This window comes from Catellatospora paridis, from assembly GCF_009720365.1.
Lineage (GTDB): Bacteria > Actinomycetota > Actinomycetes > Mycobacteriales > Micromonosporaceae > Catellatospora > Catellatospora paridis.
Genome location: NZ_ML769321.1, coordinates 52,595 through 77,957, shown reverse-complemented (window position 1 = coordinate 77,957; position 25,363 = coordinate 52,595). Strand labels below are relative to the sequence as shown.

The 25,363-nt window shown below is 72.6% G+C and carries 21 protein-coding genes; 11 read left to right on the top strand and 10 right to left on the bottom strand.

The features are described 5' to 3' along the window. Positions 1-19: 19 nt before the first annotated feature. Positions 20-400, top strand: coding sequence for a hypothetical protein (locus F9C41_RS24025; protein ID WP_155389100.1), 381 nt, complete (start codon positions 20-22; stop codon positions 398-400). Positions 401-426: 26 nt separating this feature from the next. On the opposite strand, the gene F9C41_RS24020 is transcribed toward F9C41_RS24025, so the two are convergent. Beyond that, positions 427-1,587, bottom strand: coding sequence for a serine hydrolase domain-containing protein (locus F9C41_RS24020; RefSeq protein WP_230689946.1), 1,161 nt, complete (start codon positions 1,585-1,587; stop codon positions 427-429). 317 nt (positions 1,588-1,904) lie between these two features. Then, positions 1,905-2,795, bottom strand: a complete 891-nt coding sequence (locus F9C41_RS24015) for a DUF3152 domain-containing protein (protein WP_155389099.1) — start codon at positions 2,793-2,795, stop codon at positions 1,905-1,907. A gap of 110 nt (positions 2,796-2,905) precedes the next feature. On the opposite strand from F9C41_RS24015, the gene F9C41_RS24010 reads away from it, so the two are divergent. Beyond that, positions 2,906-3,412: an NUDIX domain-containing protein gene (locus F9C41_RS24010; RefSeq protein WP_155389098.1), complete on the top strand. Its 507-nt coding sequence runs from the start codon at positions 2,906-2,908 to the stop codon at positions 3,410-3,412. A gap of 5 nt (positions 3,413-3,417) precedes the next feature. On the opposite strand, the gene F9C41_RS24005 is transcribed toward F9C41_RS24010, so the two are convergent. Then, positions 3,418-5,055, bottom strand: coding sequence for a sensor histidine kinase (locus F9C41_RS24005; RefSeq protein WP_155389097.1), 1,638 nt, complete (start codon positions 5,053-5,055; stop codon positions 3,418-3,420). Between the two features lie 64 nt (positions 5,056-5,119). Then, the gene (locus tag F9C41_RS24000; protein WP_155389096.1) at positions 5,120-5,809 is read right to left on the bottom strand and encodes a response regulator transcription factor; all 690 of its coding nucleotides are present in this window, start codon (positions 5,807-5,809) and stop codon (positions 5,120-5,122) included. Positions 5,810-6,029: 220 nt separating this feature from the next. On the opposite strand from F9C41_RS24000, the gene F9C41_RS23995 reads away from it, so the two are divergent. Continuing rightward, on the top strand, positions 6,030-8,102 hold the full coding sequence (locus tag F9C41_RS23995; protein WP_155389095.1) for an NPCBM/NEW2 domain-containing protein: 2,073 nt from the start codon (positions 6,030-6,032) through the stop codon (positions 8,100-8,102). Between the two features lie 52 nt (positions 8,103-8,154). Here F9C41_RS23995 and F9C41_RS23990 read toward each other — a convergent pair whose 3' ends face one another. Continuing rightward, positions 8,155-8,730 carry a TIGR03086 family metal-binding protein gene (locus tag F9C41_RS23990; protein WP_155389094.1) on the bottom strand — a complete coding sequence of 192 codons (576 nt, stop codon included), beginning with the start codon at positions 8,728-8,730 and terminating at the stop codon, positions 8,155-8,157. A gap of 42 nt (positions 8,731-8,772) precedes the next feature. Here F9C41_RS23990 and F9C41_RS23985 point away from each other — a divergent pair, with 42 nt between their 5' ends. From F9C41_RS23985 to F9C41_RS23960, 6 genes are all read left to right on the top strand, one after another. Beyond that, on the top strand, positions 8,773-9,573 hold the full coding sequence (locus tag F9C41_RS23985; protein ID WP_155389093.1) for a helix-turn-helix domain-containing protein: 801 nt from the start codon (positions 8,773-8,775) through the stop codon (positions 9,571-9,573). A gap of 85 nt (positions 9,574-9,658) precedes the next feature. Further along, entirely contained in the window at positions 9,659-10,219 is a 561-nt protein-coding gene (locus F9C41_RS23980; RefSeq protein WP_155389092.1) for an SRPBCC family protein, read from the top strand. Further along, positions 10,216-10,896, top strand: a complete 681-nt coding sequence (locus tag F9C41_RS23975; protein ID WP_155389091.1) for a DUF4166 domain-containing protein — start codon at positions 10,216-10,218, stop codon at positions 10,894-10,896. Before F9C41_RS23980 ends, F9C41_RS23975 begins: the two co-directional genes overlap by 4 nt. Before the next feature lie 118 nt (positions 10,897-11,014). After that, positions 11,015-11,635 (top strand): hypothetical protein, encoded by a 621-nt coding sequence (locus tag F9C41_RS23970; protein ID WP_155389090.1) that lies wholly within the window; start codon positions 11,015-11,017, stop codon positions 11,633-11,635. Then, the gene (locus F9C41_RS23965; RefSeq protein ID WP_155389089.1) at positions 11,632-12,114 is read left to right on the top strand and encodes a hypothetical protein; all 483 of its coding nucleotides are present in this window, start codon (positions 11,632-11,634) and stop codon (positions 12,112-12,114) included. The genes F9C41_RS23970 and F9C41_RS23965 overlap by 4 nt, the downstream gene beginning before the upstream one ends. After that, positions 12,114-14,615 carry a M48 family metalloprotease gene (locus F9C41_RS23960; RefSeq protein WP_230689988.1) on the top strand — a complete coding sequence of 834 codons (2,502 nt, stop codon included), beginning with the start codon at positions 12,114-12,116 and terminating at the stop codon, positions 14,613-14,615. Before F9C41_RS23965 ends, F9C41_RS23960 begins: the two co-directional genes overlap by 1 nt. A gap of 15 nt (positions 14,616-14,630) precedes the next feature. Here the strand turns inward: F9C41_RS23960 and F9C41_RS23955 are convergent, their stop codons facing one another. Then, entirely contained in the window at positions 14,631-15,719 is a 1,089-nt protein-coding gene (locus tag F9C41_RS23955; RefSeq protein WP_155389087.1) for a mandelate racemase/muconate lactonizing enzyme family protein, read from the bottom strand. A gap of 159 nt (positions 15,720-15,878) precedes the next feature. Here F9C41_RS23955 and F9C41_RS23950 point away from each other — a divergent pair, with 159 nt between their 5' ends. Then, complete coding sequence (locus F9C41_RS23950) at positions 15,879-16,481, top strand: class I SAM-dependent methyltransferase (protein WP_155389086.1); 603 nt, start codon at positions 15,879-15,881, stop codon at positions 16,479-16,481. Positions 16,482-16,576: 95 nt separating this feature from the next. Then, positions 16,577-19,453 (top strand): beta-L-arabinofuranosidase domain-containing protein, encoded by a 2,877-nt coding sequence (locus tag F9C41_RS23945; protein ID WP_155389085.1) that lies wholly within the window; start codon positions 16,577-16,579, stop codon positions 19,451-19,453. Between the two features lie 75 nt (positions 19,454-19,528). Here F9C41_RS23945 and F9C41_RS23940 read toward each other — a convergent pair whose 3' ends face one another. The 4 genes from F9C41_RS23940 to F9C41_RS23925 form a co-directional block, all read right to left on the bottom strand. Further along, complete coding sequence (locus F9C41_RS23940; RefSeq protein WP_120315213.1) at positions 19,529-20,002, bottom strand: GbsR/MarR family transcriptional regulator; 474 nt, start codon at positions 20,000-20,002, stop codon at positions 19,529-19,531. 34 nt (positions 20,003-20,036) lie between these two features. Continuing rightward, the gene (locus F9C41_RS23935; protein ID WP_155389084.1) at positions 20,037-21,662 is read right to left on the bottom strand and encodes an ABC transporter permease; all 1,626 of its coding nucleotides are present in this window, start codon (positions 21,660-21,662) and stop codon (positions 20,037-20,039) included. Next, complete coding sequence (locus F9C41_RS23930) at positions 21,659-22,567, bottom strand: ABC transporter ATP-binding protein (RefSeq protein WP_155389083.1); 909 nt, start codon at positions 22,565-22,567, stop codon at positions 21,659-21,661. Before F9C41_RS23930 ends, F9C41_RS23935 begins: the two co-directional genes overlap by 4 nt. A gap of 112 nt (positions 22,568-22,679) precedes the next feature. Then, a complete protein-coding gene (locus F9C41_RS23925) occupies positions 22,680-25,310 on the bottom strand; it encodes a sensor histidine kinase (RefSeq protein WP_155389082.1) in 2,631 nt (876 codons plus the stop codon). Between the last annotated feature and the right edge of the window lie 53 nt (positions 25,311-25,363).

The following is a 25,363-nucleotide window of genomic DNA, read 5'->3' as shown; positions in this document are numbered from 1 at the left end:
ATGTCGTACGGTCGATGCCATGGCGACTGAGCAGCCGAAGGACATCCTGGGCGAGATCAACGGGTTCGTGGCGCGGATTCACGCGCTCGATCCGCACGCGCCCGCGGGCACGGAGCTGACGGTGCGGGTCGACGGTCGCGAGTCCCGCCTCATGCTGAGCGAGCCCGTCGCCCAGGCGCTCAGGCTGGCGCTGCAGGACTACCACGATCCCCGCGACCAGGGATATTGCGACCATTGCGGCGGTCCGCGGCTCGACGAGAACTTCCAGTGCCGCGACTGCGGCGGCCTTAACGGCGTGTTCGGGCAGATGCTCGCCGAGCGGGCATTCGGTTACGTCGAGCCCGAATCGCTTCCGCCGGCGCCCGACGGTGGCGGCCGGCACTCGCGGCAAGACTCCTGACGTCGGTTGTTGCTCGCCGACCGGCGTCAGCTGGTGGGAGTCGGCGCGGGCACCAGGTTCAGGCCGTAGATCTCGTCGAGGACCATCGGCAGCAGGGCCTGCGCGGTGGTCTTGCCCTCGGGCGACAGGGTCGAGTTGGTCCAGATGACCAGCGTCACGTCGTTGTCGAGGTCGTGGCCCATGAACGAGTTGAAGCCCGGCAGCTCGCCGCCGTGGTAGTACATCGAGGCGTTCGGCGCGAACCGCTGGTAGGAGATGCCGTACCCGTACTGCTGGCCGTTGGGTGTGGCCGGGTCCTCGGCCTGCAGGCCGCGCAGCCACTGCTGCCGGAAGTCGGCGTTCAGGACCTTGCCCGAGACCAGGGAGTCGATCCACGTGGCCAGGTCGTCGGCCGTCGAGATCGCCCCGCCGGCCGCGGTCGCGTAGGACGGGTTCTGGTTGGTGTAGTCGATGGGCTTGAGCGTCCCGGCGCGGATGGCGGCCTGCATGTCGGCCGGATACGGATCGTCGACCAGGGCGTACGCGGTCCCGCCGTACATGTAGCCGTGCGAGAAGGGTTGCGGAAGCGTGTCGTCGGTGGCGGCGGGCAGGGACGTCTGCCGCAGGCCCTGTGGGCCGTACAGCCGGTCGGTGAACTGCTCGGCGAGCGGCCGCCCGCCCACCTTCTCGGCGACCAGGCCCAGCAGGGCGTAGTTGGTGTTGCTGTATTCGTAGTCCGTGTTCGGCGCGAAGTTCGGCGGCCGCTTGAACGCGATGTCCAGCACCTCCTGCGGTGTCCAGACCTTCGCCAGGTCGGCGTCCATGGCCGCGGCCATCTCCGGTGCGCCCGTGTAGCCGTAGAGCCCGCTGCGCATCTTCAGCAGGTCGGCGAGGGTGATGTTCGCGCCATTGGGTACGCCCGGCACGTACCTCGACACCGGGTCGCTGAACTTCAGTTTGCCGTCCTGGGCGAGCAGCACGATCAGCGCCGCCGTCATGGTCTTGGTGTTCGAGGCGATCCGGAAGTGCGTATCGCCGGCCGGCGGTATCTGCGCGCCCAGCTCGGTGGTGCCGACGACCGCGCGATAGGTCCCCTGCGGCGTACGCACCAGGACGAACGCCCCGGGCACCATCATCTGTTCGACGGCCGTCTCCACCGCGGCCTGGAGTGCGGCCTGGTCGATGGGCAAGGCGTGGCGCCCAGACACGGAGCCGCCTGCCGCCGCGCCGGCGGCCGGCCTCGGGACGGTGGCTGCCACCGAGCAGCCGGCGATCAGGAATGCGGCACAGGCCGCGAGTCCGGCGAAGCCGACGGGGCGCGTAACCCGGCGGTGAAGTTCCGCCCGACGCGCTGAGAACCCATCCTTCGCCCAGGAGGTCTTCATCATCGGCGTTTCACAGCCTCTGCCCGGGAGCCGAGCACCCAGCGGTGACGGCCAGGTCGAAGAACCGCTAATATCGGGACAATTTTACCAGTCTGCACGCATCAGCGGCCGAGATCTAGCGGTGGCTCCATCGTTCGGCTTCACATCAGCGGACCTGCGTAGCGCTTGCCGTCAAGGTAGGGCCACGGATTGGCGCGGCAGCCCTGCAGGCCGTACGTCTGCTGCTGCATCACCGGAGCGGGTCGACCCCGGCCGGGGCACCGCTCGTGGTTGCGGCCGAGTTCGTGGCCGACCTCGTGATTGATGACATACATGCGGTACACCGCCAGCTCGACGTGGCCCTTGACGTAGTCGGGCACGGACAGTTGCCACCGGTTGAAGTTGATCACGACGCGTCCCGGCAGGCGGCACGACGTGTACGAGACGCCGTCGAGCCTGGTATCCATCCCGCCCGCGGCGCACAGCTTGCGGGCGGTCTCGCCGGTGGCCAGGTAGATCGTGAAGTCGTACGCCGAGCCCGCGGGCACCCGCTGCAGGCGGCGCTGCCCGCCGATCCAACTGCGCGGGTCACCGAGGGTCAGGTCGACCAGCCGGGTGAACTCGGCTAGTTCGGCCCCGGCGATGTTCGTCTCGGCCGCGACGCGGAACCGCCGCAGCCCGCCCGAACTGCCGAGGACACCGCCCGTGCTGGTCGCGTACTTCCACGTGCCGGGCCCGGAAGCCGGGAAGTCTCCGGGCAGCTGGTAGACCGGTGGCGGCGACGCCGACGGACTCGGCGACGCTGGAGCAGACGACGGCGACGGTGACGGCGTCGTCCCGCCACCCGGCACCTGATGCGCCCCGGCGACGGCGTCGACGGCCCCCCGGAGCAGCGCAAGCCCGACCAGCACGGCTCCGACCGCCAGGCACAGCAGCGCGATCCAGCCGCGGGGTCGGCGACGCTTCGGCTCGACGGGGCCCGTCGGCCGGTCCTGGTGGACCGCTGCATCGGGAGTGGCCCCGGTGAGGGCGGCCTGCGTAACGTTCGGCACCGGGGGACGGTAGGCAGCGGGCGATCAAGAACTTGTGAAAATTCAGTGCGTCCGCTGTCCGTGGTCCCGGCGGACCGCGCGCACGCGTGGTCAGCGGTAGGTTCGTGGCCATGCTGTCGCCCGCCTCCCCCCGGCTTCGGGCCGGTGTGCGTGCCCTCGTGCTGGACGAGCAGGACCGCGTGCTGCTGTGCCGCTTCGCCTTCGACAAGCCGGAAGGCCAGCTCGTGGTCTGGGGTACCCCGGGCGGCGGCGTCGAGCCCGGCGAGACCCTGCTGGCCGCGCTACGGCGCGAGCTCGCCGAGGAGATCGGGCTGGCCCTGACCGCCGATCCGCCGCACGTGTGGCATCAGGAAGTGGTGCGCGCCGGCCACTTCGACGGCTATGACGGCGTCCTCAACGACATTTTTCTGGTACGCACGACGTCGTTCGCACCGCGTGGCGCGTGGACCGACGACGAGCTCGCCGGGGAGCACATCACCGGTTTCCGCTGGTGGACGCAGCAGGAACTCGCGCGGTACCGGGGCACCGACGTGTTCGCGCCCCGGGCCCTGCCCGCCGCACTGGCGGCGCTGCTGGCAGATGGTCCGCCCCGGCGGCCCATACCGATGGGCCTCTGACCGGGTCAGGCGGCGGGCAGCCCGATGGTGAAGGTCGTGCCGACGCCCAGCACGCTGACGACGTCCACGGTCCCACCGTGGTCGGCGATGATCTGCCGCGCGATGGACAGGCCGAGGCCGGAGCCGGTGGTGCCCTGTTCCGCCCTGCCGCGGGCGCGGTCTGCCCGCCACAGCCGGTCGAACAGGAACGGCAGATCCGCCTCGGCGATGCCGCTGCCGGTGTCGGCGACGCGCACGACGTGACGGTCCCCGTGCGCGGCGACGGCGAGGGTGATCGTGCCGCCGGCCGCGGTGGCGGCGAGCGCGTTGCGGACGAGGTTGCCGATCACCTGGCGGAGCCGGTCGGGGTCCGCGTGTACCCAGCGCGGGCCGGTGCTCTCGATCGTCAGGGTCACGCCGGACGCGTGGGCGAGCGCGGCATGCGCCGTCTTGCAGGTGGCGACGAGCTCGCCCAGGTCGAGCCGGGTCTTCTGGTAGGTCAGCGCGCCCGCCTCGGCCAGCGCGAGGTCCTGCAGGTCGTCGACGATGCGCTGCTGGAGCACGGCCTCGTCGTGCAGCGACTCGAACAGCTCCGGGCTCGGCGGGAGCACGCCGTCCTTGAGCGCCTCCAGGTAGCCGCGCAGGTTCGCGAGGGGTGTGCGCAGTTCGTGCGCCACGTCGGAGATCATGCGGCGTTGCAGTTCCTCGCTGCGTTGCAGGGAGTCGGCCATGCGGTTGAACGAGCGGGCCAGCCCGGCGAGCTCGTCGTGGCCGCGGACCGGCACGCGTTCGGTGAGCCTGCCGTCGCCGACCTGGGCGGAGGCTGCGGTCAGCGCGCCGATGGGACGCAGCACCCGGCGGCTGAGCAGCCAGGACGCGCCGACCGCGGTGACCGCGACGACGGCGGCGGTCAGCACGATGGACTTCACCGGCAGGCGGGGCCGCGGCTGCTCGGCCGCGCCGACGTGCACCCGCATCTGCGCGGGCGCGTACGCGCCGACGGCCCGCGAGAACGCGTCCTGCAGGCACGGGATCAGTCGTGCGGCCTGGTTCTGGCAGGCCTGCAAATCGGCCTCGAACGCCCGGTCGATCTCCATCGGGACCTGTGCTCGCGCCGCGACCTCGCACGCCTTCGACTGCGCGCTGTAAGCGACGGGTTGCGGCAGCGGGATGCCCAGCCGCACCTCGGCCAGCCGCACGCCGATGCCCGCCCCGGTCAGGCAGGACGCCAGGCGCAGACCGACCCGGTATTCGAACGACGCCAGCAGCACGGTCTTCGCGCCGAGCGGCATGCCGTTCTCGGGCAGCGGCTGCCAGGTCGGGCGCGGATCGACGAGCAGCGGCGGCCCGGTGACGCCACGTGCCACGGCCCCCGCGAGCGTGTCGGAATCGGCCACGACCGCGCCGGAGACGGTGGTCACCTGGATGCGCTGCCCGGTCTGCAGGGACAGTTCGCGCACCCGGTCGGCGACGCCGTCCCAGCCGCCGCGGGTGCGGGCGAAGTCGCCCAGCTCGGCGGTGATCAGCGCCTGCTGTTCGGCGCTCGCGCTGACCGTACGGTCGAACTCGCGCGACGCCTGCTGGAGGGTGAGCCAGGCGGTCGCCGCGGTGGCCGTCACGGCGATGAACATGACCAGCGCGACGACCCGCAGTCGGAAGCTCATGCCTTCTCCTCGCTGCGCTCGTCGGCGGCACCATTGAGCCCGCCGATTCGCTCGCTGCGCTCGCTCATGCCGGCTGCTCGGCCAGCCGGTAGCCGCGGCCGTAGACGGTCTGCACGTAGCGGGCCTCGGCCGGGTCGTCCTCGATCTTGCGGCGCAGGTTCATCACGTGCGCGTCGACGGTGCGCTCCTCGACGTGGTTGTCGAAGCCGAATGCCCGGTCGATGATCTGCGCGCGGGAGAACACCCGGCCGGGGGCTGCGGCCAGCGCCGCGAGGATGCCGAACTCCTTGGCGGTGAGCGCGACGAGCCGCCCGCCGACCCGCACCTCGAACCGTCCTTCGTCGATCTCCAGGTCACCGACGCGCAGGATCTCCTCCTTGGCGGTGCCGGGGCGGGTCCGGCGCAGCAGCGCCCGCACCCGGGCGGCGAGCTGCCGGGGGCTGAACGGCTTGGTGACGTAGTCATCGGCGCCGAGGTCGAGGCCGACGAGGATGTCGTCCTCGGTGCTGCGCGCGGTGAGCAGCAGGATCGCCACGTCGGACTCGGCCCGCAGGATCCGGCACACGTCGAGGCCGCCGAGGGTCGGCATCATGACGTCCAGCACGACCAGGTCGGGCCGGTACGCGCGGCAGCGTTCCAGGGCGGCGAGGCCGTCGCCGACGACCTGGACGCTGTGGCCCTCCCGTTCGAGGTAGACGCGGAGCAGGTGGGCCTGCTTGGGGTCGTCCTCGGCGATCAGCACCCGCGCGCTCACTGCGGCCTCCCGTTCTGCGAGTTACCGACCTTAGTCGCTGGTCAGAACGGGGGCATCGGAGTGGTCGCGCCCTTCATCGCGCTCGCATCGGTCCTTCATCGGTTCTTCACGGGATGGCGCTCGCGCCACGGCTTCGTACATAAATTATGAATTATTCTTGACACACGCGCGTAACAGACCACAAGATCGTGGAAACCCCTTTCGCAGCAAGGAATCCGATGTGAAACGACGTGTGCTCACCGGCTTGCTCTGCCTGGCCACCGGCCTGCTGATCGCGCCGCCACCGGCCGCCGCCACCACCCCCGCGCCCGCCAGGCCCCGCCAGGAGATCCTCAGCCCCACCCCCTACCAGGGCTGGAACACCTACTTCGGGCTCGGCGGCGACTTCTCCGAACAGTCGGTGCGCGAGGTCGCCGACGCGCTGGTCGACCGCGGTCTGGCCCGGGCCGGCTACGACATCGTGTGGCTCGACGGCGGCTGGCAGGACCCCGAACCGCGCACCGCCGCGGGCGACCTCCAGGCCGACCGGACCCGATTCCCCGACGGGCTGCAGCCGCTCGTCGACTACATCCACGCCAAGGGCCTGCGGGCCGGCATCTACACCGACGCGGGACCGTACATCCCGGGCAAGTGCGGGCTCGGCAGCGGCGGCGGCTACTACCAGCGCGACGCCGACCAGTTCGCGGCCTGGAAGTTCGACGCGGTGAAGGTGGACTTCCTCTGCGGCATCGCCGCGAACCTGGACCCGAAGACGGTCTACACCGAGTTCGCCGCGGCGCTGCGCAACAACGCCAGCGGGCGGCCGATCATCTTCAACCTGTGCAACCCGGTGACCTCGCCGGACTGGGGCAACTACCCCGAGGAGCAGCAGTCGACCTACTCCTGGAGCTACGCGCCGGGCATCGCCCAGTCCTGGCGCACGTACACCGACGTGGGCTTCGTCGGTGACATCAAGTTCAAGGACGTGCTGCGCAACTACGACGCCAACGCCCGGCACCCGGAGGCGACCGGTCCCGGCCACTACAACGACCCCGACTACCTGGCGCCCGGACTCGGCATGTCCGACGAGGAGTTCCGCACGCAGATGACGCTGTGGGCGGCGGCCGCCGCGCCGCTGGTCGTCGGCAGCGACATCCGCAAACTCAACCAGGCCTCGGTCGACATCCTGACCAACCGCGACGTGCTGGCGATCAACCAGGACCGGGCCGCCGTGCAGGCCGTCCGCATCGGACCGGCGGGCACCACGGAGACCTGGGTCAAGCGCCTGGCCGACGGCGACCGGGCGGTGGTGCTGCTCAACCGCGGCGACAGCGCGCAGACGCTGACCGCGCAGGCCGCCGCCACCGGCCTGACCGGCTCGCGGTTCACCGTCCGCAACGCGTGGACCGGCCAGGACACCGAGAGCGCAGGAACGCTCAGCGCGGCGGTGCCCGCGCACGGCGCGGCGCTGCTCCGGGTCGCCCCGGCCCGCGGCCTGCCCGGCGTGCCGCACGTGACCGCCGGCATCCCGCAGGTCACCCAGGTCAACGCCGTGGCACTGCCGGCCGGGGCCGCGCCGGTGCTAGCCGGTGGCGACCAGGCCCGGGTCGAGGTGCTCGTCCGCAACGACGGACTGCTGCCCGCGCTGCTGCCCAAGGCGAAGCTCGCCGGTCCCACCGGCTGGACGGTGCGCGAACTCGGCCAGGCCCCGCTGCTGCTGGCACCGGGCCGCACCGCCACGTTCGCCTTCACGGTGACCCTGCCCGGCACCGCCGCGCCAGGGGGCGGCACGCTGACCGCCACCACCTCGTACGACGTGCTCGGGCACGGCCGCAAGCAGCAGGTGACCGCCACCGCGGTCGTGGTGGCGCCCGCGCCGCCGGCCGGCTCGGTCGTCCTGTCGCACCACACCTGGATCAGCGCCACCAGCGGCTGGATGAGCCCGACCGTCGACCTGAGCGTCGGCGGCTGGTCGCCGATCAGCATGCTCGGCACGGTGTACCCGACCGGGATCGGCGTGGCCTCGCCGTCGACGATCCGCTACTACGTCGGCGCCAGGTGCACCGGCCTGACCGCGACCATCGGCCTGGACGACGCGGTGCGCAACGTCGGCCCCGAGGGCGCCACGTCGACGTTCCAGGTGATCGGCGACGGCCGGACGCTGTTCGACAGCGGCCTGCTGACCCGTGACGACACCCGCCAGGTCGCGGTCGACCTGACCGGGGTACGGGTGCTCGACCTGGTGGTCGGCGACGGCGGCGACGGCGGCTACAACGACCGCGCCAACTGGGCGGGCCTGACCGCCACCTGCTGAACCCGTACGGCCGCATCCGGGTGGTGACCCGCCCGGATGCGGCCGTCCGACGTCATCCGGCCTGCGGCCGATGCCAAGCGGGGTCGCGGCCGGTCCTGCCGAGCAGGCGCGTGAAGGGGTCCGCGTCGGGAGCCGTCGGCACGGGCTCGCCGAACACCTTCCACTCCCGAGCCTTCGGCCCCATCTCGTCGACCATCACCAGCAGTTCCTCGACCGCGGCCGGATCCGGGGTGTACGGCCGGTCCGTCGCCACGGCCAGGTCCCACGCGTGCAGCGTGAGGTCGAGCAGCGCCATGCTGCCGACGGTCGGCTGCGGCAGTCCCATGCCGGGCGAGACGCCCTCCAGGACCGACTCCGGTGTCCAGGCCTGCACCAGCGCGTCCGTCTCCGTGACGAAGCGGGCACGCCAATCCGTGCCGAGCACGTCGGGCGTGCCGGAGAAGTCGGCCGCCTCCCGGCGGGCCAGACCCTGGAAGTTGACGACGACCTGGAACAGGTGGTTGACCAGATCGCCGACCCGGAACTCGGCACACGGGGTGGCGGCGGTGAGCTGCTCGTCGGTGATGCCCTGGAGCACCGGTAGGGCGACGTCGGCGGACTCTCGCAGTAGTTTCGAGATCGTGGTCATCCGCCCACGCTAACCAGCAGCGCTTCGGAAGGTCTTGAACAAATGCGACAGCCACGCCGGGACACCCGGGGCATCGTCGACCCTGCCGAGCTGATGCGGCAGGTCCGGTTCCGGCGGCTGGCACCGGCCGCGGAGCTGGCCGGGCTGGTCGAGCACTACTGGTTCATCGACTGGGACCTGGACCAGCCGTACGCGCAGCACGTCGTCGGGCACCCGGCGGTGAACCTCGTCGTGCTTCGGCCGACCCGGGACGACCCGGTGACCTCGGAGGTGTCCGGCATAGCCCGGGAGCTGTTCTCGATCAAGCTGGCGGACCGCGGCTGGGTGCGCGGCGTGCAGTTCCGGCCGGGCGCGTTCCGGGCGTTCTCGGGCCGCTCCCCGGCGGAACTGACCGGTCGGCGGGTGCCGCTGGCACAGGTGCTGCCGGTCGCCGACCCCGGTGGCCGGCTCGCCGCCGCGGCGGGTGACCCGGCGGCGGCCGCGGTGCTCGACGAGCTGCTGCTGGGCCTGCGCCCGGACCCGGACGAGTCCGTGCGGCTCGCGATGCGGCTGGTGGACCGCGTGCGGCAGGACGGCGGGCTGCGCCGCGTGGACGACCTGGCGCGGGAGGCCGCCATGTCGGCGCGCTCGCTGCAACGGCTGTTCACGCAGTACGTCGGCATCGGACCGAAGCAAGTGATCCTGCGTTACCGGGTGCACGGGGCGATCGAGCAGGCCGAGGGCGAGGTGGACTGGGCGGCGGTCGCCGCGGAGCTGGGCTACAGCGACCAGGCGCACCTGGTCCGCGAGGTCACGGCCGCGATCGGGGTGTCCCCGGCCGCGTACGCGGCTTCGCTGCGCTGAGCCCGCCCGAAATCTCCTCTTGAGCGGTCGCTCAAACAGTCGTACAGTCTGTTTGAGCGACCGCTCAAGAGAGGGGGGTGGACCGATGGGACGCGGGCTCTACATCGAGGTGCACATCCGGGCCGACCTCGACACGGTGTGGCAGTTCACCCAGGACCCGGCCCTGCACCAGCGCTGGGACGCCCGGTTCACCACCATCGCCTACCTCCCCGGCACCGACCCGCAGCGCTTCCGCTACGCGACCCGGCTCGCCCCCGGCCTCACCGTCGCGGGCGAGGGGGTGACCGCCGGCGAGCACACGCGCCCGGACGGCACCCGCACCTCCGCACTGCGCTTCCACTCCCCGCTGATGACCGGCTCCGGCTACTGGCGCTACGTGCCCACCCCCACCGGGGTGCGCTTCCTGACCGGGTACGACTACACGCCGCGCTGGCCGCTGCTCGACCTGCTCATGCGGCCGCTGATGGGCTGGGCGACCGCCTGGTCGTTCGACCGCCTGCGCATCTGGCTGGAGGACGGCGTCCCACCCCGGCGCTCGCCGCTGCGGCTGCTCCCCCGCTGGGGCGCGCCGTCGGCCCGCCGCTGCCTGCGCATTGCACCGGACCGGACCGCCGGTCGCGCCCCAACCCTGCTGGAGGCACTGTGAACTCCCTGTTCCACACCGCACTCGGCGCCGACTTCGACCGCCTGCACCCGCGCCTGCGTGAGCGCTTCGGCTTCACCAGCACCGACGGGCGCGGCTGCGTCGGGCACGGCGTCATGGACCGCATCTGGCGCGGACCGGCGTACACCCGGCCGTTCCTCGCGCTGGGCACGATGCGCAACATCATGTTCCCGGAGCAGGGCCGCAACGTGCCCTTCACCATCGAGAACTACGCCTACCCCGACTCGTACGGCCGCGAGACGCTCACCTTCGTGCGCACCTTCGAACTGCCCCGGCGACGCCGCCGCTTCGATGCCACGATGGTCTGGGACCCGCACCGCGAGGTCATCGTCGACTACCTCGGCACCCACCAGCACATCGCCGCCGACCTGCACCTGCGCGTCGACGAGCAGGGCGGGCTGCACCTGCGCAGCGGGCAGATGCGCTTCCGCGGACCAGGCGTCGACACGGCCCTGCCCGCGGCCGCCACCGCGGTCGCCGAGGTCCACGAGCGGTATGACGACGCGGCAGACGTCTTCCGGATCGACGTGCAGGTGGTCAACCCGTGGTTCGGGCCGGTGTTCGGCTACACGGGCGCGTTCACCGTGCGTTACTTGGACACCGAGGCCACCCCGGTGCCCGCCTCGGTCAAGCCCTATCGCGAGCAGGCCCGGTACTGACCGCTGCGACACGGCCGCCATCGCTGCTCCGGGTGAACACTCACGACGACCGGTTCGGGGGGTGCCGGACCGGCCGGCGTCGATCTATAACTACGGGGTGAAGTGGCCTCGTCTCCGCGTGTCACTGCTCTGCTGCGTGCTGCTGTCCGGATGCATGCCGCAGGAGATCCCCGACCTGGTGCCACTGCCCACGCCGTCGACGGCGGTCGCCTCCCCGCCCGCCGGGGCGCTGCAGGCCGCCCTGCTCACCGCGGCGGACCTGCCCGCCGGGTTCGTCCACTTCGACTACTTCGAACAGCCGACCAGCGGGGCGACCGGCTGCGCCGGCGACTTCGACCCGCCGGAACCCGACGCGGTCACCCAGTTCCGGCGCACCGAGACCGGACCGTTCGTGCACACCACCCTGACCCGGCTCAGCGTCGCCGACGCCACTGCGCTGATGCTGGCGGCGCGCCGCTTCGCCGAGCAGTGCCCGTCGTACACGCTGCGGGACATGAACGGCACGCTGCTGACGATCCGGATCACCGCCGGATCGATCACCGGCCTCGGCGACGAGACCGTCGCGACCAGGTTCACCACCACCGCCGACGGCTACCCGCCGTTCCTGTCCGACCAGATCCTGGTGCGCCGGGGCGGGCTGCTGCTCCTGCTCGCCCACAACGCGTTCTACCAGCTCGACACCGCTGTCACCGCGACCGCGGTCCGTGCCGCCGTCACCCGCGCCGAAAGGGTCCCATGACATCCACCATCCACGACGCCGCCCGCTCGATCCTCGACGAGATCGCGCCGGAAGAGGTCGACCTGCTCGGCGTCGTGTCGGCGGGATTCTTCGGCAGCGCGACCGGGCGGGACCGCGCGGTGCGGTCCGTGCTGGCGGGCAGCACCGGCGACGACCCGGTCGGGTTCGACGCCGCGACCGGCGCCGCCCTGCTCAGTGCCCTGATCCTGACCATTCTCAACGGGGTGACCTGCGAGGTCCTGGCCGCCGGGATCACGAGCCGGACCACCGGCTGGTGGCAGCGGCGCAAGCTGCGACGGCAGCTGGCGGTCCGGGTCGCCGCGCAGGGCGCCGACACGCCGCTGCCCCAGCTGTCCAGCGTGGACGCGGCCGAGATCGGCCGGCTGGCGTATCAGCTCGCCGTCGAGTCGAAGGTGGATCCGGAACGGGCCCAGCGGGTGGCCAACCTGATCGCGGCGCGACTGACCCGGCCGGCGTGATGCGGCCGGATCCGTTCGCGCTGCCCAGCGCCACCGGGGCCAGGTTCGCGCTGCTGATGTTGAGCACCGTCGTCGGCTCGGTGCTGGTCTACCTGTGGCCCGCCGGGATGGCCGGCGGACGGTTCCACGGCCCGCTCGCGGTGGACCGGGTCGGTTGCGTCAACGACGCCCGCCGCAGCGTGCTGGCCGTGGACGAGACGGTGCTGACCGAACGCTTCGGCGACTGCATCGACACGGCGTACCTGTCCGCCGTGGGACGGATCGCGCTGATGGTGGCGCTGCTGCTGGCCGTCGCGGTGGCGGCATACCTGGCGGCCCCGTGGCTGGTGCGCCGCCGCGGACCGGCGGTCCCGCTCGCCGCGCTGGGCGGTGCCCCGGCCGACCGGGTCCGGGAGGTGCTCGCCGAGGCCGGGCAGCCGGTGCGCGTCGACGTGGCCACGCTGCGCCCGACGACCGGCGCGCGCGCCTACGGGCGGCTGGGCCGGTACCGGCTGCTGCTGGACGCCGGGCTGCTGGCCCGGGGCGCACGCGACCCGCGCGCGCTGCGCGGGGTGCTGTTCCACGAGCTCGCGCACGTGCGCAACCGCGACATCGACATCACCTACCTCACTCTGGCCCTGTGGTGGGCGTTCCTGCTCGCGGCGGCGCTGCCGGCGCTGCTCTACGCGGCCGTGGAACCGAAGATGATCACCGAGGTGTGGTGGCGAGTCGGGCTGTTCGTGCTGGTGCTGTGGCTGGCCCGGACCGCGGTGCTGCGCGCCCGCGAGTACTACGCCGACGCGCGTGCCGCGGCCGCCACCGGCGACCCCGACAGCCTCGAAGCGGCCCTCGCCGACCGGCCCCGGCGCTGGTGGCGGCTGCTGTCCAACCACCCCGACGGCCCGGACCGGGTGGCGGCGCTGCGCGGCGAGCCGGTGCTGTTCCGGGTCGGCGCCGGGGAGGCGCTCGGCGCGGGCCTGCTGCTCGGGTACGCCTACCCGCTGCTGTCCTTTCTGCTCAGCAACGTCATGCCCGGCGCGACCTTCGTGCGGGACTGGGTGGTGGGACTGGTGCTGGGCGCGTGCGCGGCCGCGGCGCTGGCCGGGTCGGCCTGGCGGGCGGTCCAGCACGCGCTGGCCGAGCAGGCCGACCGCGCGCCGGCGACGTGGCGGGCCGCGCTCGCGCTGACGGCCGGCGTGCTGACCGGGCAGGTCGCCGTGCCGGCCATGCCGGACGTGGGCAGCTGGGCGATGATCGCCGGCGCGGAGCCGCTGTTCGGCGCGGTGACGGCGCTGGCCCTGCTCGTGCTGTGCCAGGTCTACCTGCGCTGGGCCGTGCTCAGCGCGTACACCCGGTTGCGTGGCACGCCACGCCCGGGACGCTCGGCCGCGTTCGGGGTGACCGCGTCGGCGGCCGTGTTCGGCCTCTGGGCGTCCACCTGGTTCATGGCGCTGGCGATGCTGTCGTCGTCCTATCCGACCTGGCAGACGCTGGGCATCGGGGTGGGCGCCGCGGTGCTGAACCCGGTGCTGGCCGCCTGCGTCGCGTGGGGCTGCCTCTACCCGCTCGCCGGGCTGCTGCGCACCACCCGCGGCACCTGGCGTGCCTGGCTGACCGGGGTCGCGCTCATCGTGGCCGGTTTCCCGGCCGTGCTGCTGCCACTGCACCCCTACCTCACGGGCCTGCTCCGGGACGGGCAGTGGTGGACCGCGTTCCTCGTCCTGGGTGCCGGGTCCGCCGCGGCCACCGCGGCCTGCGGGCTCGTGCTGGGCCTGTGGCGGGGTGGCCGCAGACGGGTCGGCGAGGCTGCCGTGCTGGCGGGGGCGGCCGCGCTGACCGCCGCCCCGTTGCTCGTCGTCGAGCAGCTCGCCCACCTGGCCGTGCTGGGCTGCCCGACGGACACCCTGTCGCAGTGCCTGTCCCGGATGCCGGTGCCGCAGACCACCGGGCTGGGCGGGGCGATCCTCGCGCTCGCGTCGGTGGCGACGGCGCTGGCCGCGCTGTGTGCCGCCGCGGGAGCGCTGGCGGTGCACCGGCGCACCCGCACCGACGAGCCATTCCGGCGGCCGCCGGCGCTGGTCGCCGCGGCGCTGCTGCCCGCGCTGCTGTCGGTCGCCGCGCTCGTGTGGACCGGCACCGGGACGTTCGTCGCGAGCACCGACTCCTTCACCAGGTTCGACGACGCTCAGGTCGCCGAGCTGGACCGCTACGCGGCGGCGATCCGGCCGGGCAGCATCACCCGGCCGACCGCCTGCGCGTACAGCAGCAACCTCTCCTACGGGGTGGGCCTGACCGAGCTGAACACCGTCTGGCTGTCCCGGCTGTCCACCGGGGCGGTCACCGCGGCGTCCGCCGACGACGCCGTGCTGCGGGCGCTGGGCGGCGAGGCGATGCGCGCGCTCCACGCCAGGGACCTGCCCCGCAACCACCGCGCCAACCGGGCCATCGGCAACTACTGCGTCATCGTCGCGGCCGCCGAGCGCGTGTACGAGACCCGGCGGGGCAAGCCGGCCGCGCCGTGAGGCGGGCACGTGCCGTCAGGCGACCCTGCGGTTGTCGATCTGATCGCGGTCCCAGCTGATGCCGAGGCCGGGGGTGCTCGGGGCGACGGCGTGACCGTCGACGACGGCCATCGACTCCCGGGTGATCGCCCGCAGCTGCGGGATGTGCTCGAGGTAGCGGCTGGCGGGCACCGCGCAGCACAGGCTGACGTGCAGCTCCATCAGGAAGTGCGGGCACACCGCGACGTTGAACGCCTCGGCCAGGTGGGCGACCTTGAGCCACGGCGTGATCCCGCCGATGCGGGCGACGTCGACCTGCACGATGCCGGCGGCCTGGCGCTGCAGGTACTCCCGGAACTGGCCGACGGAGTACAGCGATTCGCCGACGGCGACCGGGATCGAGGTCGACCTCGCCAGCGCCTCGTGCCCGGCGACGTCATCGGCGGGCAGCGGTTCCTCCAGCCAGGCCAGGTCGTACGGTTCGAGCAGGCGCGCCCGCCGGACGGCCTCGGCCCCGGTCAGCGACTGGTTCGCGTCGACCATCACGTCGAACGCCGGGCCCACCGCGGCGCGCAGCGCGGCGACGCGCTCGACGTCCTCGGCCGCCGACGGCTTCCCAATCTTGATCTTCACGCCGGGCAGACCGGCCGCCTGGGACCGCTTCGCGCCGTCGACCAGCTCGTCGGTGGACAGGTGCAGCCAGCCGCCCTCGGTGTCGTAGAGCGGGATGCGGTCCTTCGCGCCACCGGCCATCACCCACAGCGGCAGGCCCGCCGAGCGGCACCGCCAGTCCCACAGTGCGGTGTCGACCGCCGCCAGCGCCAGCGACGTGATCGCGCCGACGGTGGTCGCGCGGGTGGCGGCGAACAGGTCGTGCCAGACCGCCTCGACCCGCCGCGCGTCGGCGCCGATGAGGCGGGGCAGCAGGTGATCGCGCAGCATCGCCAGAACGGCGGTGCCGCCGGTGCCGATGGTGTAGGTGTAACCGGTGCCGTGGCCGCCGTCGGCGGTGGTGATCTCGACGAACACCGTCTCCTGCTTGAGGAACGCCTGCACCGCGTCGGTGCGTACCGTCTCCACCTCGACGTCGACCAGGTAAGCCTGCGCGTGTGTGACCGCACTCATGTGATACCGCCCTCTTGCCCGCGTTCGGGCCGGAGACTCCGGGTGGGACTCCGCCATGCTCCGCACGATGATCACGGCTGTCAAGGGGCGGGCCGCCCGGACGACGCGGGGCAGAGCGGAGGTGGCAGGCTGGGCGGGACGGATGGAGTGGGGGCGGGCATGGGACGGCAGACGCGGTGGGTGACCGAGACCGCGAGCGGCCACGCGCAGCGGATGGCCGACCGGTTCCGGCAGATGGCGGCGGCGGGTCACGACCTCGCGGGTGAGGCGCGAACGCTCGATGCGATGATCGCGCCCGGTGCCACCGTGCTCGACGCGGGCTGCGGCAGCGGGCGGGTCGGGGCGGCGCTGGCCGAGCGCGGCCACACCGTGCTCGGCGTCGACGCCGACCCGACCCTGATCGAGGCCGCCCGCCAGGACTTCCCGGACGTCGAGTGGGTCGTCGGCGACCTCACCGAACTCGACCTGCGCTCGCACGGGCAGCCCCGGCTGTTCGACGCCGCGATCCTGGCCGGGAACGTCATGCTCTACCTCGCCCCGGACACCGAGGCCGAGGTGCTGCGCCAGGTCGCCGCGCACGTGCGGCCCGACGGCCCGGTGGTGGTCGGCTTCGGCACCGGGCGCGGCTACGGCCTGGCCGACTTCGACGCCCACGCCGCCGGCGCCGGCCTGGTCCTGGAGCACCGCTTCGCGACGTGGGACCTGCGGCCGTGGCGCGAGGACGCCGACTTCGCGGTGACGGTGCTGCGCCGACCGGCTTGACTCACCGGGCCGGCTCCGGAAACACCCTGTTTACATTTGCATTCATCGAACTTACCCTGTTGCTCTATAACGTTATAGAGCTTCCGGGAGGCGTCATGCACCGTCGCTCCGTCCTGCGTGGAGGCCTCGCCGTGGCGGGTGGGCTCGCCCTCGCCGGGCAGGCCGTCACCGAGTCCTGGGCCGGGGGCACCGGCACGCCGGTGACCCTGGTCGGCGACACCTCGTCCGGCGGGATCTACTTCCCCTACTCCCCCGGCCTGACCCGCACCCCGTTCCTCAAGCTGCCCGCCGGGTCGACCCGGCCGGCCGGCTGGCTGTCCCAGCAGCTGTCGCTGGACGCGTCCGGCATCGGCGGCAGCTACGACCAGGTCTCACACTTCCTGGTGTACGCGAACACCGGCTGGACCGACCGCACCAAGGGCGGCTGGGAGGAGCTGCCGTACTGGCTGCGCGGGCTGGCCGCGATCGCGGCCGTCACCGGCGACACGGCGCTGCGCGGCAAGGTCGCCACCTGGGTCAACGGCATCGTCGCCACCGCGCAGGCCGACGGTTTCTTCGGCCCGAACGCGCTGCGCACCTCACTCGGCGGCGGCCCGGACTTCTGGCCGTTCATGCCGATGCTGCAGGCGCTGCGCACCTACCAGGAGTACTCCGGTGACACCCGGATCGTCCCGCTGCTGACGAAGTTCCTGCAGTACCAGAACACGTTCGGGGCCTCGGTGTTCAACCAGAGCTGGGGCTCGGTGCGCTGGGCGACCAACCTGGACACCGTGTACTGGTTGTACGCGCGCACCGGGCAGACCTTCCTGCTCTCGCTCGCCGACAAGATCCATCAGTACAGCAAGAACTATGTGAACAACCTGCCCACCATGCACAACGTCGACCTCGCGCAGGGCTTCACCGAGCCCGCGTTCATGGCGCTGCGCGGCAACACGGCGCTGACCCAGGCGTCCTACAACAACTACGCCAACATCCAGTCGAACTGGGGCCAGTTCCCCGGGGGCGGGTTCGCCGGCGACGAGAACATCCGGTCCGAGTACCGCGACCCCCGGCAGGGCTTCGAGACCTGCGGCATCGTCGAGTACATGCAGAGCTTCGAGTCGATGACCCGGCTCACCGGCGACCCGAGCTGGGCCGACGGCTGCGAGAACCTGGCCTTCAACTCGCTGCCCGCCGCCGTCGAGCCGACCCACCGCTCGCTGCACTACGTCGTCAGCGCCAACAGCGTGCAGCTGGACAACCGGGCCAAGACCCGTGGCCAGTACCAGAACGGGTTCGCCATGCAGGCGTTCCTGCTCGGCGTGGACCAGTACCGGTGCTGCCCGCACAACTACGGGCAGGGCTGGAGCTACTTCACCGACAACCTGGTGCAGGCCACCGCCGACCGCGGGCTCGCGGTCACCATGTTCGCGCCGAGCACCACCACCGCGAAGGTCGGGTCGGCGGCCACCACGGTGACCCTCACCCAGGACACCGCGTACCCGTTCGGCGGCACCGTCACGCTGCGCCTGAGCACCCCGGGCGCGGTCGCGTTCCCGCTGTACGTGCGCATCCCCGGCTGGTGCCCGAACCCGTCGCTGACCGTCAACGGCGCGAGCCGGCCCGTCGTGGCCGGCCCGGCCTACGTCGCGGTCAACCGGACCTGGAACAACGGCGACACCATCGTGCTCACCCTGCCGATGACGCCGCGCACCACCACCTGGAACGCCAACCACAACGCGATCTCGGTCAGCCACGGGCCGCTCACCTACGCGCTGGAGATCGGGCAGAACTTCCTGCGCTACAACGACCCCGCCAACGCCTGGCCGGAGTGGCAGGTCATGCCCACCTCGGCCTGGAACTACGGGCTGATCCCGGGCACGTTCGCGCCGGTCGCGGGCGGCGGCACGGGCAACCCGTTCACCGCCGCGGGCACGCCGGTCGCGCTGACCGCGCAGGCGCGTGCCATCCCCAACTGGCAGTCCGACATCGAGAACGTGGTGACCCCGCTGCAGAACAGCCCGGTCGCGTCCAGCGAGCCGATCAAGAACGTGCGGCTCATCCCGATGGGCGCGGCGAGCCTGCGGATCAGCTCGTTCCCGACCGTCGGCGGCGGCAACCCCTGGCAGCTGCCCGCGACCCCGTCGGCGTCGTGGTGCTTCAGCGGCGACACCGTGGCGGCGATGAACAGCTACTACGACCCGACCAGCTCGTTCGACCAGGCCCGGCGGCGGATGACGTGGTGGGACCACATCGGCACGTCCGAGTGGGCGCAGTACACCTACGCCGCGCCGGTCACCGCGACCGGGGTGAGCCTGTACTGGTACGACGACACCGGCAACGGGCAGTGCCGGGTGCCCGCGTCGTGGCGGGTCGAGTACCTGACGTCCACCGGTACCTGGCAGGCCGTGTCGGGGGCCTCGGGCTACGGGACCGCGCTCAACGCGTACAACAACACGACCTTCACGGCCGTGACCACGACGGCGCTGCGGGTCGTCGCCCAGCTCAAGCCCGGCTTCTCCGGCGGGATCCTGCAGTGGAAGGTCACCGCCACACCCGCGGTCGTGCGGGCCGGGGTCTGGTATCGCGTCCAGAACGCCAACAGCGGCAAGGTGCTCGCCGTGTCCGGGATGTCCACGGCCGACAGCGCCAACGTGGTGCAGTACGGCGACAACGGCAGCGCCGACCACAACTGGCGCTTCGACCACGTCGGCAACAACTGGTACCTGATCGTCAACCAGCACAGCGGCAAGGTGCTCGCGGTCAGCGGCATGTCGAAGGCCAACAGCGCGCTGGTGCAGCAGTACGCCGACAACGGCAGCGCCGACCACTACTGGCAGCTGATCGGCGACGGCGGCGGGCTGCTGCGCATCCGCAACCTCAACAGCGGCCTGGTGCTCGGCGTGTCCGGCATGTCCACCGCGGACAACGCCCAGGTCGTGCAGTTCGAGGACAACGGCACCCCCGACCACCGCTGGCGGCTGCTCGGCTGAACCGCCGGACGCCAAGGCCGACCGCGGTCCGCGCGGTCGGCCCTGGCGCGGTGCATGCGCCCGGCGAGGGCCGGCTCAGGCCGTGCCGGCCCGCTTGGCCTGCCACTTCTCGACAAGGGCGGCGATCTCCTCCTGCAGGAAGAGGAAGAACTCGGTCATCTCCGTGATCCGGGCACCCGCCGCGGTGTCCGCGCCGACCGCCGCGACACCCTCGCCCATCACGTCGGCCACCTGCTTGTAGACGCCGCCCTTGGCGACGCTCGCCATGTACCAGGAGTTGCCGACCGCGCGGTAGCGGGTGCTGCGGGAACCGGGCACCGGCTCCCGCAGCACCAGTCCGACCTGGACCAGGTAGCGCACGGCCTCGGAGGCGGCGGCAGGACTGACCCCGAGCCATGCGCCGAGCTGGGCGGCGGTAAGCACGCCGTCCTCGGCGACCGTCAGCGCGCCGAGCACGCGCGCCGGCATCCGGGGGAAGCCGAGGTCGTTGAGCGTCATCGCCAGGTGCTCGACGAACCGCCGTACGGCTTCCTCGTCACGTTCTGCCATCCGCACATCCTCCATCACCGAGGCCGCCTGAGGATCAGGTGGCCAGGTCGCGCCGCCGGAACAGGGCCATGCCGGCCGCCGTCAGGGCGACCGCGACCGCTGTCAGCGCCAGCAGCGGCGTGGCCGACGGGTCGACCGCCGGGATCGCCGGCACGTGCGTGAACGGGGACAGGTCGCGGACCACCTGGGGCAGCCCGAACAGGTCGCCGAACAGGCCGCAGGCGATGCTCAGCACGAGCATCCCCCAGGCCAGGCCGACCGCGAGCCGGGGCAGGCCACCGAACGCCAGCACCACGACACCCGCCACGACCAGGGCCGCGGGCAGCTGGGCGAGACCGGCCCCGGCCAGCGTCAGCACACCCACGTCGCCGCCGGACGCGGCGTCGGCGAGCCCGGTGAACGCGCCGGCCAGCACCAGCATCACCGCCGCGCCGGCCACGGCGCATGCCACGTGCGAGCCCACCCAGCGGACCCGGCCGACTGCCGTGGCCAGCACCGCCTCAGCCGTGCCGCCGACCTCCTCCGAGCGCAGCCGCAGCAGCGCCTGGATGACGAAGCCCGCGGCGAGCGCGCCGTAGGTGTTCATCATGGCGGCGAAGAAGATCGCGACCAGATCCGGCCCGCCGCTGCCGGCAAGCCCCTCCATCATCTCGACCACACCCGCGTTCGTGCCCAGCGCGTCCTGCACCGTCTTGCCCAGCGAGCCGATGCCCAGGCCGAACACCGCGCCGCCGATCACCCAGCCGATGGTGGAGCCCCTGTTGAGCCGCCAGGCCAGACCCAGCGGGCTGAGCAGGCCACGCGAGGCGTGAGCCGGTCCGGGCCGGTCGGGGATCAGGCCCGCGCCCAGGTCCCGGCGGTCGACCAGGGCGAAGGCGGCGGCCACGCATACCGCGAACAGGACCAGCGGTAGTGCCAGCACCCACCAGCGCTCCTGGCCGTACGGGCGGACCAGCCCGCCCCAGCCCAGCGGCGACAGCCAGGACAGCCAGGACGGGGTGACCGTGAGGCCGTCCGCCGACCGCTCGCCGAGCGCGTCGCCGATGCCGCGGACCAGGTAGAAGACGCCGACCGCGGAGGCCGCGAAGCCGTTGGCGGCGCGTGCGCCCTGGAAGAGTTGCGCGGCGACCCCGGCGATTCCGGCGAAGGCCAGCCCCGTGACGGCGCACGCGGCCCCGAACGCGAGCGCGCCCTCAGCCGGCAGGCCACTGGCGAGGATGGTGCCGGTCATCGCCGCGCCGAACAGCACGTTGGCGGCGAAGACCAGGACCAGTGCGGCGGTGAGCGGGGCGTGGCGGCCCACCGCGCCGGCCCCGATCAGTTCGGCGCGGCCGGTCTCCTCGTTCTGCCGGGTGTGCCGGACCACCGCGAAGGTGCTCATCAGCGCCACGACCACCAGGATCGAGGCGAGGTTGCGGAAGTTGACCAGGGCGCCGAGGTCGGAGCCGACCGGCACGCCGCGCATCACCAGCACGGCCGGGCTGGATCCCGCGCCCTGCAGAGCGGTGATCCGCGACGCTTCGGTCGGGAACTCGTCGGCGACCGCGCTCGTGCCGGCCGACATCATCGCGGCGGACGCGAGGATCCAGATCGGCAGCTGGATCCGGTCCCGCCGGGCGGCGAGGCGGACCAGCCGGCCGGTGCCCGCGTAAGCGCTCACCGGGACGCCCCGATCTCGGCCGGTTCCTGGCCGTAGTGGCGCATGAACAGCTCCTCCAGCGTCGGCGGCTGGCTGGTCAGCGCCCGCACGTCGAACGTCGCGAGGTGCGCGAGCACGGCGGGCAGCGCCGTCGAGTCGACGTCGAACCGGGCCCGGGTGGTGTCGGCCTCCAGGTCGTGCACGCCGGGCAGCCCGGCCAGGCCGGTGAGCGGCTCGCCGGCCTCCACCGTGATCGTGGTCCGGGTGAGGTGGCGCAGCTCGGACAGGGTGCCGGACTCGACGGTCACGCCCTCGCGGATGATGCTCACCCGCGAGCACAGCGCCTCGACCTCGGAGAAGATGTGGCTGGACAGCAGCACCGTGGCGCCCTTGGCGGTCACTTCGCGCACGGTCTGCTGGAACGCGGCCTCCATGAGCGGGTCCAGGCCCGAGGTCGGCTCGTCGAGCACGAACAGCTCGACGTCGGAGGAGAAGGCGGCGACCAGCGCGACCTTCTGCCGGTTGCCCTTGGAGTAGGTGCGGCAGCGCTTGGTCGGGTCGAGCTGGAAGCGTTCCTCGAGCTCCTTGCGGCGGGCGGGGTTCAGCCCGCCGCGCAGGTCGCCGAACAGGTCGATGGCCTCGCCGCCGGTCAGGTTGGGCCACAGGTTCACGTCACCGGGCACGTAGGCCAGGCGGCGGTGCAGGGCGACGGCGTCGCGCCAGGGGTCCCCGCCAAGCACCTGGACCTCGCCCGCGTCGGCGCGCAGCATGCCCAGCAGGACCCGGATGGTGGTCGATTTCCCGGCGCCGTTCGGCCCGAGCAGGCCGTGCACCTCGCCGGTGGCGACGGTCAGGTCCAGGCCGTTGAGAGCGCGGCTGCGCCCGAACGACTTGGTCAGACCGGTCGCGGAGATCGCGTAAGTCATGCTTCGGAACGTACGCTCATTTCACAACTTCGTGAAGGTTCTGGAGCGTCAGGATTTCGTAGTGAAGACCACTCGGGGCTTGACGACCGCCCTGCGCCCGCACTCCGAGCGGTCAGCGCTCGTCGGGGCCGTCCGGTGCGGGGCGGTGCAGCCCCTCGGTGAACGCGCGGTCGGCGGCCGCGGCCTCCGCCGCGGTCAGGCCCGGCGGCGGTGGCACCGCGGGCAGGTTGAGCACCATCGTCAGCCCGCCGCCGGGAGTCGTCTCCGGCAGCAGCGTCCCGCCCATCGCCTCGACCAGACCCCGGGACAGGGCCAGCCCCAGCCCCACGCCCGACTCGTTGTTGCGGTCGCCGAGCCGCTGGAACGGCAGGAAGACCTGATCACGCTGCTCCTCGGGAATGCCTGGACCGTGGTCGATCACCCGGAGTTCGACCAGGTCGCCGTGTTCGCTGGCGGTGACGAGCGGAGGCCGGTCCGGCGGGCTGAACCGCAGCGCGTTGCTGACCACGTTCACCAGCACCCGCTGCAGCAGGCCCGGGTCGGCGCGCACGGCCGACAGGTCGTCGGGTATCCGGACGCCGACCTCGCGACCGGCCGGGCCGAGCTCGTCCAGCGCCGACGGGACGGCCTCGTCCAGCCAGACGTCGACGGCCGTGACCCCCAGCGCGCCCGCCTGCAGCCGGCTCATGTCCAGCAGGTTGCTGACCAGCCGGCTGAGCCGGTCCAGCGACTCGGCGGCGGTCGCCAGCAGTTCCCGCTTGTCCTCCTCGCTGAACTCCACGTCCTGGCTGCGCAGCCCGGCCACCGCGGCGACCGCCGAGGCCAGCGGCGTACGCAGGTCGTGGCTGACCGCGGCGAGCAGCGCCGTACGCAGCTTGTCGGCCTCCTCCAGCGGCTTGGCCTTGGCCGCCTCCTCCGCGAGGCGCTCCTGGCGCAGTGCGACCGCCGCCTGGGCCGCGAACGCCTCGATGATCCGCCGGTCGGCCGCCACCGGCGCCGGGCCGCGCAGCACGAGCGTGACCTGCTCGTCGACGGGCACGACGGTGTCGCCCTGCGCCGGGGTGAAGCAGGGTTCGCCGCCGACGGTCGCGGCGACCCGCCAGGCGGTCGGGTCGCCCTGGCAGTTGGGGCCGGGCGGCCCGTCCCCGCGGCGTTCGAGCACGGTTACCGCGTCGAGCTGGAAGGTCTCGCGCAGGTTCTCCAGCAGCGCCTGCAGCGGGCGGGCGCCGCGCAGCACGCTGCCCGCCACCGTGGCCAGCGTGCCCGCGTCGGCGGAGGCGCGGGCGGCCTCCCGGGTGCGCCGCGCCGCCAGGTCGACCACCGCGCTGACCGCGGCGGCGACCAGGATGAACACAGCCAGGGCCAGCACGTTCTCGCGTTCGGCGATGGTGAACGTGTGTACGGGCGGGGTGAAGAAGAAGTTCAGCAGCACCGAGGCGGCCACGGCGGCCAGCAGCGCCGGCCACAGCCCGCCGACCAGGGCGACGGCGATCACCATCGCGAGGTACAGCAGGATGTCGCTGGCCAGTGACAGGTCGTTGCGCAGGCTGAAGAGCACGAGCGTCAGCAGCGGCATCCCCGCCACGGCCAGGGCGAAACCCGCCGTCCTGCGGCGCGGGGACAGCGCCGACATCCCGGTGCCGAAAGCCGGCCGCCAGCCGCGGCCGATCCGCTCGTGCGACACCAGGTGCACGTCGATCGGCCCGGACAGCGCGGTCGCGGTGACCCCCACACCGGGCGAGAAGATCTGCGCGAACCGGCCGCGGCGGCTGGCGCCCAGCACGAGCTGGGTGGCGTTGACGCCGCGGGCGAAGTCGAGCATCGCGCGCGGGATGTCGCTGCCGACCACCTGGTGGTATGTGCCGCCGAGGCTCTCCACTAGCAGCCGGTGCTTGGCCAGCAGGGCCGGGTCGGCCCCGGCGAGGCCGTCGGAGCGCGCCACGTGCAGGGCGAGCAGGTCGGCGCCCTTGCTGCGGCCGGCGATGCGGGCCGCCCGCCGGATCAGGGTCTCGCCCTCGGGTCCGCCGGTCACCGCGACGACCACCCGCTCGCGCGTCTCCCAGGTCTTGGCGATGCCGTGGTCGGCGCGGTAGCGGTCCAGCTGGTCGTCGACCTTGTCGGCCAGCCACAGCAGCGCCAGCTCGCGCAGGGCGGTGAGGTTGCCGATGCGGAAGTAGTTGCCGAGCGCCGCGTCGATCTTCTCCGCGCCGTAGACGTTGCCGTGGGCCATCCGCCGCCGCAGCGCCTCCGGCGTCATGTCGACCAGTTCGACCTGGTCGGCCCGGCGCACGACCTGGTCGGGCACGGTCTCCCGCTGCGCGACGCCGGTGATCTGCTCGACGACGTCGTTGAGCGACTCCAGGTGCTGGATGTTCACCGTGGACACGACGGTGATCCCGGCGTCGAGCAGTTCCTGGACGTCCTGCCAGCGCTTGACGTTGCGGCTGCCGGGCACGTTGGTGTGGGCCAGCTCGTCGACCACCACCACCTGCGGCGCGCGGGCCACCACCGCGTCGACGTCCATCTCGGTGAAGGACGCCCCGCGATACTCGACCTGCCTGCGGGGCACCACCTCGAGGCCGTCGAGCATGTCGGCGGTGTGCTGCCGGCCGTGGGTCTCCACGAAGCCCACGACGATGTCGGTGCCACGGCCGCGACGACGCTGCGCCTCCTCCAGCATGGCGTACGTCTTGCCGACGCCGGGCGCGGCGCCCAGGTAGATGCGCAGCTGTCCACGTGCCATAACCGCGATCATCCCGCATCGGCGGCGGTATGTCGGCGGTGACCGCCAAGCCG

Excerpts from the sequence above, each read along its gene's own strand:
- F9C41_RS23930 (WP_155389083.1), bottom strand. The coding sequence starts at position 22,567 with ATGACTTACGCGATCTCCGCGACCGGTCTGACCAAGTCGTTCGGGCGC.
- F9C41_RS24025 (WP_155389100.1), top strand. The coding sequence starts at position 20 with ATGGCGACTGAGCAGCCGAAGGACATCCTGGGCGAGATCAACGGGTTC.
- F9C41_RS23990 (WP_155389094.1), bottom strand. The coding sequence starts at position 8,730 with ATGACCACGATCTCGAAACTACTGCGAGAGTCCGCCGACGTCGCCCTA.
- F9C41_RS24005 (WP_155389097.1), bottom strand. The coding sequence starts at position 5,055 with ATGAGCTTCCGACTGCGGGTCGTCGCGCTGGTCATGTTCATCGCCGTG.
- F9C41_RS23960 (WP_230689988.1), top strand. The coding sequence starts at position 12,114 with ATGCGGCCGGATCCGTTCGCGCTGCCCAGCGCCACCGGGGCCAGGTTC.
- F9C41_RS23980 (WP_155389092.1), top strand. The coding sequence starts at position 9,659 with ATGGGACGCGGGCTCTACATCGAGGTGCACATCCGGGCCGACCTCGAC.
- F9C41_RS23955 (WP_155389087.1), bottom strand. The coding sequence starts at position 15,719 with ATGAGTGCGGTCACACACGCGCAGGCTTACCTGGTCGACGTCGAGGTG.
- F9C41_RS23985 (WP_155389093.1), top strand. The coding sequence starts at position 8,773 with ATGCGACAGCCACGCCGGGACACCCGGGGCATCGTCGACCCTGCCGAG.
- F9C41_RS23950 (WP_155389086.1), top strand. The coding sequence starts at position 15,879 with ATGGGACGGCAGACGCGGTGGGTGACCGAGACCGCGAGCGGCCACGCG.
- F9C41_RS24010 (WP_155389098.1), top strand. The coding sequence starts at position 2,906 with ATGCTGTCGCCCGCCTCCCCCCGGCTTCGGGCCGGTGTGCGTGCCCTC.
- F9C41_RS23945 (WP_155389085.1), top strand. The coding sequence starts at position 16,577 with ATGCACCGTCGCTCCGTCCTGCGTGGAGGCCTCGCCGTGGCGGGTGGG.
- F9C41_RS23925 (WP_155389082.1), bottom strand. The coding sequence starts at position 25,310 with ATGGCACGTGGACAGCTGCGCATCTACCTGGGCGCCGCGCCCGGCGTC.
- F9C41_RS23965 (WP_155389089.1), top strand. The coding sequence starts at position 11,632 with ATGACATCCACCATCCACGACGCCGCCCGCTCGATCCTCGACGAGATC.
- F9C41_RS23940 (WP_120315213.1), bottom strand. The coding sequence starts at position 20,002 with ATGGCAGAACGTGACGAGGAAGCCGTACGGCGGTTCGTCGAGCACCTG.